This is a genomic window from Limnothrix sp. PR1529, assembly GCF_002742025.1.
Lineage (GTDB): Bacteria > Cyanobacteriota > Cyanobacteriia > CACIAM-69d > CACIAM-69d > CACIAM-69d.
Genome location: NZ_LIRO01000009.1, coordinates 39,500 through 51,998, shown reverse-complemented (window position 1 = coordinate 51,998; position 12,499 = coordinate 39,500). Strand labels below are relative to the sequence as shown.

Annotated in this window: 9 protein-coding genes; 5 read left to right on the top strand and 4 right to left on the bottom strand. The window is 55.9% G+C overall.

Translation table 11 applies throughout. The annotated features are described in order from the left end of the window. Positions 1 to 41 precede the first annotated feature (41 nt). From ntrB to AMR42_RS01555, 4 genes are all read left to right on the top strand, one after another. On the top strand, positions 42 to 878 hold the full coding sequence (gene ntrB, locus AMR42_RS01570; RefSeq protein WP_099531719.1) for a nitrate ABC transporter permease: 837 nt from the start codon (positions 42 to 44) through the stop codon (positions 876 to 878). An 80-nt stretch (positions 879 to 958) separates the two neighbouring features. Beyond that, the gene (locus AMR42_RS01565; RefSeq protein WP_099531718.1) at positions 959 to 2,956 is read left to right on the top strand and encodes a nitrate ABC transporter ATP-binding protein; all 1,998 of its coding nucleotides are present in this window, start codon (positions 959 to 961) and stop codon (positions 2,954 to 2,956) included. Between the two features lie 92 nt (positions 2,957 to 3,048). Beyond that, positions 3,049 to 3,888, top strand: coding sequence for a nitrate ABC transporter ATP-binding protein (locus AMR42_RS01560; RefSeq protein WP_099531717.1), 840 nt, complete (start codon positions 3,049 to 3,051; stop codon positions 3,886 to 3,888). Between the two features lie 125 nt (positions 3,889 to 4,013). Continuing rightward, positions 4,014 to 4,214 (top strand): DUF433 domain-containing protein, encoded by a 201-nt coding sequence (locus AMR42_RS01555; protein ID WP_099531716.1) that lies wholly within the window; start codon positions 4,014 to 4,016, stop codon positions 4,212 to 4,214. A gap of 21 nt (positions 4,215 to 4,235) precedes the next feature. Here AMR42_RS01555 and AMR42_RS19705 read toward each other — a convergent pair whose 3' ends face one another. From AMR42_RS19705 to AMR42_RS01545, 3 genes are all read right to left on the bottom strand, one after another. Continuing rightward, positions 4,236 to 5,444, bottom strand: coding sequence for a hypothetical protein (locus AMR42_RS19705; protein WP_143472889.1), 1,209 nt, complete (start codon positions 5,442 to 5,444; stop codon positions 4,236 to 4,238). Between the two features lie 61 nt (positions 5,445 to 5,505). Continuing rightward, on the bottom strand, positions 5,506 to 6,090 hold the full coding sequence (locus tag AMR42_RS01550; protein WP_099531715.1) for a Panacea domain-containing protein: 585 nt from the start codon (positions 6,088 to 6,090) through the stop codon (positions 5,506 to 5,508). Between the two features lie 300 nt (positions 6,091 to 6,390). Then, complete coding sequence (locus AMR42_RS01545) at positions 6,391 to 7,554, bottom strand: GuaB3 family IMP dehydrogenase-related protein (protein WP_099531714.1); 1,164 nt, start codon at positions 7,552 to 7,554, stop codon at positions 6,391 to 6,393. Between the two features lie 415 nt (positions 7,555 to 7,969). Here AMR42_RS01545 and AMR42_RS01540 point away from each other — a divergent pair, with 415 nt between their 5' ends. Next, the gene (locus AMR42_RS01540; protein WP_099531713.1) at positions 7,970 to 9,343 is read left to right on the top strand and encodes a TldD/PmbA family protein; all 1,374 of its coding nucleotides are present in this window, start codon (positions 7,970 to 7,972) and stop codon (positions 9,341 to 9,343) included. 186 nt (positions 9,344 to 9,529) lie between these two features. Here the strand turns inward: AMR42_RS01540 and AMR42_RS01535 are convergent, their stop codons facing one another. Next, positions 9,530 to 12,379 (bottom strand): cyclic nucleotide-binding domain-containing protein, encoded by a 2,850-nt coding sequence (locus AMR42_RS01535; protein WP_099531712.1) that lies wholly within the window; start codon positions 12,377 to 12,379, stop codon positions 9,530 to 9,532. Positions 12,380 to 12,499: the final 120 nt, after the last annotated feature.

The following is a 12,499-nucleotide window of genomic DNA, read 5'->3' as shown; positions in this document are numbered from 1 at the left end:
TTCATTCAACTTCTTTCTTCGACCTTCGAGAGAACATCACCATGGCACCTTCTGTATCTCGATCGAACGGCATTTCCAAGCCCTCCGCCTTTGACCAATGGCTGAAGAAAAATGGCAGCACGATCCTATTACCCGCGATCGGGATTTTAGGATTCCTGACCATCTGGCAACTGATTGCTTGGTCAGGTGTGACCCGGTTGCCCGGCCCCCTGAGCGTGTTTACCGACGAGCGCACCCGCACCCTGCTGCTCTATCCCTTCTACGATCGCGGCGGGTTGGATAAGGGACTGTTTTGGCAAACGATGGCGAGTCTGGTGCGCGTGGCCCAGGGTTATGCGATCGCCTCGGTCGTGGGCATTTCATTGGGGATTTTAGTGGGTCTTTCACCGGCCATTGATAAGGCGCTGGATCCGGTCTTCCAGTTCTTGCGGATGATTGCACCGCTGGCGTGGGTACCGATCGCCCTGGTGACGTTCCAACAACCGGAAATCTCCGCAATCTTCGTGATTTTTGTGACCGCTGTTTGGCCGATTTTGATTAACACCACGGTGGGTGTGAAGCAAATTCCCCAGGACTACATCAACGTCAAACAGGTGTTGCAACTCAAGCAAAAAACCTTCTTCTTCAAGATTCTATTCCCCTCGGCCCTGCCCTACATCTTCACGGGTTTGCGGATTGCGATCGGTCTGTCGTGGTTGGCAATTATTGCGGCTGAAATCGTGATTGGTGGCACGTTGGGGATCGGCTTCTTTATCTGGGATGCCTATCAGCAAAACTACGTTAGCGAAATCATTCTGGGCGTGGTTTACATCGGAGCTGTGGGCTTGATTCTCGATCGCGCTGTTGCCTACATCCAAACCCTGATCCTGCCGGAATAAATCGGTAAATCGCCAGTTCCAGAGGGCGCAAGCGTTGCGCCCCTACCTATTCCCTCCGCTGGTTTTTAGAGGATTGCCCCATGAGTGCATTCGTTGCGATCGAGAATCTCGAAAAAGTCTTTCCCCTCAACCAAGGTGAATATCTCGCCCTCAAGGGCATTGACCTAACCATCAAAAAGGGTGAATTCGTTTCCCTGATTGGTCACTCCGGCTGCGGCAAATCCACCCTGCTAAACATGATTTCCGGGTTGGATTTTCCCACCGATGGCCTCGTCACCCTGGAAGGGCAACGGATTAAAAAACCCGGGCCCGATCGAATGGTGGTGTTCCAAAACTATTCGCTGCTGCCCTGGTTGACCGCTCGCGAAAACATCGCCCTGGCTGTCGATGAAGTGATGGGTGATTTGCCCAAGGCCGAGCGCGATGCCATGGTGCAAACCCACATTGATATGGTGGGTTTGAAACAAGCCGCCGAAAAGCGCCCCGGTCAACTGTCCGGCGGGATGAAACAACGGGTGGCGATCGCCCGTGCCTTGGCCCTCAAGCCCAAGCTGTTGCTGTTGGATGAACCCTTCGGTGCGTTGGATGCCTTGACTCGCGGCAATTTGCAAGAAAAGCTGATGCAAATTTGCGAGGAAAACCAAGTCACCGCCGTGATGGTGACTCACGATGTGGATGAGGCGGTGTTGTTGAGCGATCGAATCGTGATGCTCACCAACGGCCCCGGCTCCAAAATTGGGCAAATCTTGGAAGTGGATATTCCCCGCCCCCGCAAGCGGATGGAAGTGGTGGAACATCCCAGCTACTACAAGCTGCGATCGGAAATGATCTACTTCCTGAACCAACAGAAACGGGTGAAGAAGATCCGTGCCCGCAAGGTGGAAGTGGTCGCCAAACATGGCTTGGAAAAAGTCAATTTGGAAATCGGCTTTGTGCCCCTCACCGCCTGCGCTCCCCTGGCCATTGCCAAGGAAAAGGGCTTCTTTGAAAAGTACGGTCTCGATGAAGTCAACCTGGTGCGGGAAACCAGTTGGCGCGGCATCGTAGACGGAATTGCCGGTGGCTACATCGACGCGGCCCAAATGCCCTCGGGAATGCCAATTTGGTTAACCGTTGGTGGCCATGAGGATCGCCCCTTGCCCACGGTCACTTCCCTGACCATGAGCCGCAACGGGAACGCCGTCACCCTTTCCAAAAAGCTGTTTGATGCGGGTGTCCAAACCGCCGCCGACTTCAAAAAGCTGCTGCGGGAAACGCCGGGTAAATCCCACATTTTGGGGATGGTTCACCCCTCTTCCATGCACAATTTGCTGCTGCGCTATTGGCTGGCAGCCAACGAAATTGATCCCGATCATGATGTGCATTTGGAAACGATTCCGCCGGCCCAAATGGTCGTGGATTTGAAAGCGGGCAGCATTGACGGCTATTGCGTTGGTTCGCCTTGGAACCTGCGGGCCGCCATGGAAGGCGTGGGCGTAACGATCGCCACCGACCTAGAAATCTGGCAAGGACACCCCGGCAAAGTCCTGGGCGTGCGCGAGGACTGGGCGAACGCCTACCCCAACACCCACGTGGCCCTGGTGAAGGCGCTGCTGGATGCCTGCCGCTACTGCTCCGACCCGGCGAACCACTTGGAAGTCCGCAAAATCCTGAGCGATCGCGCCTATGTGGGCACTCGCGAGGAATACATCCACCTGGGCGATCCGAAGGAGCTGACCTGCGACCTGGGCAACCCGATCGAATATGCCCACCACTGGTTCTATGGCGAAGGGGCCAACCGTCCCAGCCGCACGGAGCACCTGTGGATGATGGCGCAGATGGCGCGTTGGGGCGATGTGCCCTTCCCGCGCAACTGGCTGGAAGTGCTGGAGCGGGTGGTGCGTCCGACCACCTATAGCATCGCGGCTCGTGAGCTGGGCTTGCTGGATGAGAAGTTCCGGCGCGGGGCGATCGAACTGTTTGATGGCTCGGCCTTCGACGCGGAAGACCCGATCAGTTACCTGAACAGCCTGGCGATTAAGGCCAATATCTCGATCGCGGAAGTTCACCTCGATCCGCCACGCATCTTGGCTGCCTAAATCCCGGAGAGGGCGCACCGCCGTGCGCCCCGACAGAGAAACATCGCTTCAGTTTGCAATCCGAATTAACCGATTCGTCGGAGGTTTTTAGGATGTCGATCGCCACCAACAGCGCTCAAAAAGTTGCGCCGCTTCAGTCTTCCGGCACGCCCTTTCTAGAGTTCAAAGGGGTTAACAAAACCTACCCCACCGGTAAAGGCCCCTATGTCGTTTTGGATGGGGTGAACCTCACCGTTAATGAGGGCGAATTTATTTGCGTCATCGGTCACTCCGGTTGCGGGAAATCGACCCTGTTGAGCATGGTTTCCGGCTTTGCCCAGCCCACCCACGGCACTGTGCGCCTCAAGGGCCAAGACATCAAAAAGCCCGGGCCCGATCGAATGGTGGTGTTCCAAAACTACGCCCTATTGCCCTGGTTGACGGTGTTTGAAAACGTCTATCTAGCGATCGATGCGGTGTTTCCCGAAAAGCCTGAACGGGAAAAGCGCGCTATGGCTCGCGACAACCTGGCCATGGTGGGTCTCAGCGAAGCCATGGAAAAGAAGCCACCGCAAATTTCCGGGGGTATGAAGCAGCGGGTTTCGATCGCCCGCGCCCTTTCCATCCAACCGGAAGTGTTGATTCTCGATGAACCCTTTGGTGCGCTGGATGCGATCACCAAGGAAGAACTCCAAGAAGAATTGCTAAAAATTTGGAGTGGTCGCCGCTGCACGGTATTGATGATCACCCACGACATTGATGAAGCACTCTTCTTGGCCGATAAGTTGGTGATGATGACCAACGGCCCTTCCGCAAAAATCGGTGAAGTGATGGAAATTCCATTCGATCGCCCGCGCGATCGGGATCTGATCATGGAAGATCCGCGCTACTACGATCTGCGGAACTACGCCCTCGATTACCTATTCAATCGTTACGCCCACGACGACGAATAGGCGCGATCGGTTTTTCTCAGTTTTCTCCTCAGCAACTTTGCTTCTTCCCCGTTTGCCCCACCAGGGCGATCGGGGATTTTCTTGTTAAGCTGAGGCTGATTACTGAGCCATTTCTGAGCTATATCATGCCCACTTTACTGTCCAGAATCACCATCAACCCCAAGCAATGCGGCGGCCGGCCTTGCATTCGTGGTATGCGGATTCGGGTTGCAGATGTGCTTGATTTACTAGCAACGGGATTGAGCAATTCAGAAGTCTTAGAAGAACTTCCCGACTTGGAGCCAGAAGATATTCAAGCAGCTCTAATTTATGCAGCCCCGCAATAGCTTCACCATCTTCTTCTGATCTTAGGAGTTAGATGTTTCTGGACTGGTTACAGCCATACTTTTCCACCAATTGAGAAGAGAGCATCGAACTATATACTCAAAGACATGAAGATGTATGGGAACATCTTTTGCTTTCCAAGATGCTCCAAGATATACCTCTGCCAATCCAATTGCAGGTTGTTCTACAAATATTCCATTTTGATGATCTCGAATTGGAGGTCTACACATAGGCTTAGGGAATGGCGTACCACCATGTAGTGCTTTTGATCGATGTTTATAAACTACATCAAATACCCTTGCCAAAGTGGCATCATCCCATTCTATTTGCCATGATTTCGGTCTATTAGCTGGCGGCTCTTGAGGCTTAAACTTGGAAAGAAACTGCTTAAATTTTTTGGTTACTCCTATCGTCCCTTGCAGGTCTTTACTGACAATATCTATGGCTTTTAGGTGATCGTGTTCTAAACTACTTAAATCTCGAAATAGATCTGGTTTGAGATCTTGTAGTTGCTTCTGAATATCAGGATTTTCTCGGCCATACCAATGATCAGCAGCAACTTCGATTGCAGACACTAATAAAAGCCAAGAAATCTCCGGATCACTTTCTGCAATCCAAACTGCATCTTGGTAAAGCCTTGCAGACTGAATTAAGGTAGAGGCTTGCTGAGGCTCTAGAAAACCATATGAACTTACATAGTCTTGCATTAGTTCCAAATCACGCTCGGTTGGATGAAATGGCAAAATATACCGATCATCACGAGGAGGAAGGAATATAGGAGTTTCGTCAGGTCTTGGAATGCGAGGTTTACCATACTCATTTCCTTCTTCAAACTCTCGAACCACTCCACCAGCTTTTAACCGTACACCTAGAGCAAGAGAGTATAGAGATGCCATTTCATCTCGAAGAGTCCCACCATGATATCTTGACACATCTGTCTTGAGTGGGTACGTAGAAGGATGAACAGTCGGATCCTGATTAGGATCTAGATAGTATTCACATCGAAAAATTAATCGACCACGCATAAATTGACGATTCTCACCCAAAGGAATTGGATCGGCATTAACTACCAAATATGGGCCATGCTCAACTACAGTTCCCTTAAAGAACGCATCACTGTACAACTCAATCTCCACTGTAGAGATAGGTAATTCTCCATCTAGCTGAGATTGCCAATTCCAGTGAGAGTAGGGACCAAAATCTTTAAACTTTTTATTTTTATTGTTTTTCATGGAATCGATAGAAACTCTGATTTCCGTAAAAGGTCTAATTCAATTCCAAATTGGTACAACATCAAAATAGAGAGTTGAGCCAGTCATACACTGCTCCTTTCTCAATCGTAGCGGTGGGTGGATTTGTGAAGGATGTATGGAGCGTCTGAGTCATCGCCGCATCATAAACTGGCGACGATCGCTCGATTTGCTCTAATTTTTGATGCCCCAAAGCCTTGAGATCATCCAAGGAAATAGCTTGTGTTGAGCTGGCTGCGGTCGGTAGTCCTTGACGCGCTTTTCGCCAGGGAAATTCCAAGTGACTCATCTCGCTCAGTCGATAAGCATGATAGCCGCCAAAATTCTCCCAAACTTCATCCAGAACTGATTGGATTTCTTCTGAAAGATGCGATAGTTTTTTTCGCTCTGGAAATGGTAGCTGCTGGGCTTCAAAGTCACTATAAAATCGATAAGCAGGTGGGCAAACGGGCCCATAGCGCCATGCTTGGATTTCTTCCGCAAAAAGCGGTTGATCGTATAAAGCTAGGTGCAAGCTCTGGGCGTAATACAGTAGCTTTTGCACCTTCATATTCGTCATATTAACTTCCAAGCCATCTTCATAGGCTCGGGCAATGAAGTATTGAGCAGCATCGAGGCAGCTAATCATGGCTTGGGTTCCCCTCTGCTTTGGTCGATCGCTAATCACTTCTCAGTCCATTCTAGAGTTCTCGACTGTTCAAAATCCAGTTCCAAACGTGGGTGAAAAGCGATCGCACACGCTTCCAACGATTCAAAAGCATTAAAAAACCGCCCGAAGCTTGTTCGAGCGGAGTGTGGTGTGAGGAGTGAACGGAAACATGCGTCTCCGCTATACCTCTATTCTATACGCTGAGTTTGCCTCTCGATAAGGATTGTGGCCGATCGCCCTATAAATTGAGACGAATCGACAACCTCAGCGGGCGATCGGCTATTTGCCCATGCCCAACTGTTGGGCCTTCTGGTACACCTTGCCCTCGGTCAACAGCGACGGCGCAACGGCCACCTCCACTTGCTGCATTTCCTTCAGGGTGCTGGCTCCCAACGTGCCCATGCTGGTCTTCAGTGCGCCCAACAGGTTGTGGGTTCCATCGTCCAGCTTTGCGGGGCCAATCAGAATTTCTTCCAGGGTTCCCGTCGTGCCCACCTTGATTCGCGTCCCCCGGGGCAGCACGGGGCTAGGCGTGGCCATGCCCCAGTGGAAGCCGCGACCCGGCGCACCGGCCGCCCGCGCAAACGGCGAGCCAATCATCACCGCATCGGCTCCGCAGGCGATGCACTTACAGATGTCGCCACCGGTCACCAAGCCACCGTCAGCAATAATCGGCACGTACTTACCAGTCTTGGCGTGGAACTCGTCGCGAGCGGCCACGCAGTCAGCCACGGCAGTTGCTTGGGGCACACCAATGCCCAGCACCCCGCGCGAGGTACAGGCCGCACCGGGGCCAATGCCCACCAACACGGCGGCGGCTCCGGCTTCCAACAGTTGCAGGGTCACTTCGTAGGTGACGCAGTTGCCCAGGGCCACGGGCATCGGCATTTCTTTGCAGAATTTTGCCAAGTCCAGCGGGGTCACGCCTTCGGGAGAAACGTGGTTGGTGGAAACAACGGTGGCTTGGATAAAGAGGATATCGGCTCCGGCTTCGGCGATCACGCTGCCGAATTTTTGGGCGGCGATCGGGGTGGCGCTGACGGCCGCGATGCCGCCGCCGGCCTTCATTTCCTGAATTCGCTTAGCAATCAAGGCTTCTTTGATCGGTTCGGCGTAGAGTTCTTGCATCAAGGGCACGAATTCATCTTTGCCGACGGAGGCAATCCGATCGAGGATCGGTTCGGGATCGTCGTAGCGGGTTTGGATCCCTTCCAGGTTCAACACGCCCAATGCCCCCAACTGGGCCAGCTTGATGGCGGTTTGGACATCCACCACGCCGTCCATGGCGCTGGCAATAATCGGGATCGTGCGTTCGATGCCGCCGATCGTCCAGCGGGTATCGGTGACGTTTGGATCAACGGTGCGGCCCCCCGGCACCAGGGCGATTTCATCAATACCGTAGGCCCGGCGAGCGGTTTTGCCTCGTCCCAATTGAATGTCCACTGCGCTTGCTTGCTCCTTGGCTCGAATCGAGGTTTGCGATCGCTCATATAGATAACCCTAGAATTCGTTTTGCAGAGCGAATTCGGGGGGTGATTGAGCGGGTTGGCGAAATGTATTCCAGCTAGGGTATCAAATCTAGCAGACGGCGCGATCGCTTCTAGAATCTTGGGCGATCGATTCGCAATCGCCCCCTTGACTTTCGGAGGACTGGGCCGGGAATGGGCGGGTTGCGCGGCCCCCGCAACGGTACAATTTGGGGCAGCGTTGCGGTCTGGCGCGGTTTTGCTGGCGCACGATCGCTGGTGAAATGAGGGGTTGCCCGCATGGCTCCCTTGGTGTTGGCCGGCCCCTGGCCGACCCTGTGCTAATCCCAAAAGCCGCAGTGATGTTGTCAATTGCCCCTGTGAATTGCCCTATGGGTGCTGCTGAGTGGCCGGAAGTTTCTGCAACCAACGGAATCGCCACAGGTGCGATCGAACCGGAGCAATTACTCGATTTAGCCCAGCGGGCCGGTGCCGAAGCCGCTGAAGTTTATCAATCTCAGTCCCTATCGCGGCCGGTTTCCTTTGAAGCAAACCGCCTGAAGCAAATTGAAAGCGCCCAGGCCGCGGGCACGGCCCTGCGGCTTTGGAAAAATGGTCGGCCCGGCCTGGCGGTGGCCTATGGGCCCGTGGATGCCCAGGCCTTGGTGGAACGGGCGATCGCCCTCAGTGCGCTGAACGACCCGGAAGATATTGAACTGGCTGACAGCGCCGCCGCTGACCACTACCCAGACTTGGGCCAGGCGATCGCCGTGGAACAGTTAATTGAGTGGGGCAAAAGCGCGATCGCCCATATTCGCGATCGCCATCCCGATGTGCTCTGTTCTGCGGAGTGGGAAGCGGATGTGGAAACCACCCGATTGGTGAACTCCCGCGGCCTCGACTGTGGCTACAGCGACACCACCTTGGGCTGTTACCTGTCCGCCGAGTGGGTGCGGGGCGATGACTTTTTATATGTGGCCGATGGACAAACCCAGCGCGATCAACTCGACCCGATCGCGATCGCCCAACAGGTGGTGCAGCGGCTCGATTGGTCTCGGCAAAACGCCGCCACCCTCACCGGCCGGTTACCTGTCCTGTTCACAGCCAAAGCCGCCGACATGCTTTGGGGAACCGTCCAAGCCGCCCTCAATGGCAAGCAAGCCCTCGAAGGAGCCTCGCCTTGGGGTGGGCAAACGGGCAAGTTGGAAGGCAGCCGCCTGGGCGATCGGGTCTTGGATGGGGGAGTAACCCTGTCTCAACAGCCCGAAGCGGGGCCCTACAGTTGCCCCTTTGATGACGAAGGCACGGCCACCCGGGCCATTGACTTTGTGAAAGACGGGGTGCTGCAAAGTTTCTACGCCGATCGTAAAACCGGCCGCCGCCTGGGCATTGGCAGCACCGGCAACGGTTTCCGGCCCGGCTTGGGCAGCTATCCGGCTCCCGGCCTGTTCAACATGGTAATTACCCCCGGCCAAGACAGTTTGGAGCAACTGATTGCCAATTTGCCCTCGGGCCTGATCATTGACCAAATGTTGGGCGGCGGCGCAGGCATTTCCGGAGATTTTTCCGTGAATATTGACCTGGGCTTTTGGGTGGAGCAGGGGCAAATTGTCGGCCGAGTCAAGGACACCATGGTGGCGGGCAATGTTTATGCCGCCTTGAAACAGGTGGTGGCGCTGGGGGGAGATGCGGAATGGAACGGCTCTTGCTACACACCCTCGATCGTGGTGGATGGCCTGTCGATTACGGGGCGATCGGGCGATTAGGCGATCAGCAGCATTCTGGCCAGGCAACGGACAGGAAAGCTAACGGGCCAGCTCCCAGCAATCACCAGCCATGGAGCGATCGCCCCAAAAGCAAGGGCGCACCGAAATGCGCCCCCCCTTTCAACTATTCAGTTCATGGCATTGGGCTGATGCCGTTTGGCCATGCAGCCCCAGCGATCGGAACGGTTAGCCCACAGCCCTGGCGGTCGCCAGGGTCGATCGCAGGCTCAAGACCTGTTGCAGGCGGCGGCTTTCCAGTTCCAGCACTCGACGGGATAGCTCGCGATCCTGATCCAGCAGGTCATCAAAGCGATCGACCGGCATGGCCAAAATCCGCGTCGGTTCCGACAGGGCCACCACCGTGCCCGTTTGCTCCGAGTGGGCCAGCACTTCCAGCTCATCGAGCACTTGCCCCGGATGGAAGGCGGTCGGCTCCGGCTCGCCCGGGCGGGTGATCTGCGCGTCGCCTTCGATCAACACCAGCAGTTCGCGGCAGGTGTCGCCCGCTTCGACGATTTCCGCGCCCGCCCGGTAGCTGCGGACTTCCGATCGCGCGGCCACCTCTAGCAACAATTGCCCGTTCAAATTCGCGAAGAAATCGGTATTGGCCAAGGCCGCCAGTTTTTCCAGGGTCGGACAATCCACCAACAGCAGGGGTCGATCGGGGTCAGCATCCACCACCCGTTGGGCCGTGTCCGCCACGATCGGGTCAGGAGCCGCCAGCCAATCCCGCGCCAAACTCACGGCCCGGGGGCGATCGACCCGCGCCAAGCCAAACAGGGCCACCGCCTGGGCCGTGGGCGGCATTTCCACCTCGCCCAGCAAATGGGCCAGGTCGTCGGCAATGTCCGAAGCGGGCAGGTCGATCGCACAAGCGCCGCCCCCCGGTGCATGGAGCTGCTGCCAAATCTCGGGAGTCAGTCGATCGCTCCAGCGATCGTCCGGATCGGCCAGCACATCCGGCAGGGTCACGGCGGCCAAGGTGCTGAGGGTTTGGGCAAACCGCTCGGCCACCGGGTCGTTGCCCAACCGCTCCAGAATTTCCAGCAACCCGCGAATCACCAACTCCTGCTGGTGGCGCACGGTCGATCGCAACACCGTGAGCAACGACGACAGGGCCGGCTGGGCCAGCAGTTGCGGTTGGTGCAAGCGGCGGAACCGATCGACCTCCACGGTCAGCCGCGCGATCAACCGATCGCCCCGCTGTTCCGCCGCCTGGACGCGATCGAGCTGGGCGATCGCCCGTTCTTCGTCACTGGCGCTAATCCCATATTCCAACCGCAGGGCCGCCAACTCCTCGGGGTTGACCGCCAAGGATTCCAGGGCACTTTGGCGCGGGCCGCCCCGATTTTCTTGCAGGGCGATCGTCCGCTCCAAGGCCCGTCGATAGCCCGTCAAGCGCACCAGATTTTCCAAGCTGCGTTGGCGGTTCGGATCGAGCAGGGCCGGATCTTCCACGCCCAACTGGGCCAGAATTTCCCGGTGATCATCATCGGAAATATCCAACTCTTGACGCAATTGCCGCAACACTTCCAAGCTGCTGGCGGTGTCGGTGAAGCCTTCTTCCAAGGATTCGCGCAACACGCCCTTGTAGGCTTCCCGCCGTTGGTTTTGGGTGAAGCCGGGCAGCACTTTGGCCAGCACATACAGCTCGTGGGGGTTCAGATCGTCGATCGACCGGCCCTCAAAGTACTGCGCCACATCCAACCGCATTTTCACCAACTGCTTGCGGAAGCGGTTGGCCAAGTTCTCCAGGGAATAGAGCCGGGGGCTGCGGGCCCAAGCCCGTTGCAACCAAAAGGCACTGAGCAACACGAGGGACACATCCCACAACCACTGCACCTTATAGGGCAGTTGGGTGATGATCGGCCGGCCGCCAAAGATAAAGAAGAAGTTGAACACCGCAAAGGTGCAAATCGTGAAAATTCGGTGTTGCAGCACTTCGCGGGGCAACTTGGCGCTGCCGGCCCACAGTTGCCGGATCGCCCGTTCCACCGCCAACCCGATCGCCACGCCCAGCACCGTAAACAGCCCCAAGGTCAGGGGCACGGCCAGCAGTTTGGGAATCGCGATCGCCTGGCCCGCCAGATAGAAACCGGGTTTCAGCCATTGGCCGATCGCGTCAGTTTGCCGGGCCCAATAGCCGGACATGTAGTAGTTCCAGTTCCCGGCGTAGAGGTAGTAGTAGCCAAAGTAGCCGACCACCAAACCCACGTAGCCGTAATAGAGCCAGCGGGTGGTGCGATCGGTGATGTCATCCCAGTACGATCGCTCGGAGTCAATATCAATGCAGGGGTTTTGGCAGGCCACACAGGCGCTGCGTTCCTTACCTTCCGGGTCGATCGTCCGGCACATGGACTGGGTGATTGGCGTTTCGCTGGTGTGGGCCTTGCTGGCAAACAGGCCACCCGGCTCCCCATAGATCCGCTGCACCGGAGCCATCGGACAGAAATATTGACACCAAGACTTGCCGCCGTAGAAATAGCCCACCGCAATGGCGATCGCGATCGTCCCCAACAGCCACAGGCCCAGGGCCAGGCGATCGGAATTGATCACCAAAATCCGCAAGCACAGGCCCACAAACAACCAGCCAAATTGCAAATACGGATAGTTGCGCCCCAGCCAGGAATTGGGTTTCACCTTGGCCAGTTCCGATTTCACCTTGCCGGTTTTCGGATCGGTTTTGGTGCGTTGTCGCTGCCAACCCAAGGCCCGGGGAATTTGCGACAAAAACGACAGGGGGCAAATCCGCCGCCACAGCTCGTGGCCAAACACCAACAAAATCAAAATCCCCGCCGGAACCACAATCCCCCAAAACAGGGAAGTCCCGATCGGGTAGGGCTGCTCGGGCAAGCAGTTGCCTTGGACAGTGATGCATCGGGCAGGGTCAACCCGAAACGGACTCCAGGTTTGTTCCCAGCGGGTCAACCCAGCGGAAAAGGGGTCGTAAAACAGGGAGGCGATCGTGAGTAACCACCCGATCGTCAGCACCCAGCGCACCCAGTGAAAGGTGCGTTCAGAGAAGCGAGCGAACATGAGTTTTTTGAGCGAAATAGGGGAGCAACGAAAACAAAATCAGGCCAATGAATCCTGCTATCAACGCACAGAACGAGGTGCAGGGCCAGCCCCGCACCTCAATCTTAAAAAATCGCCATT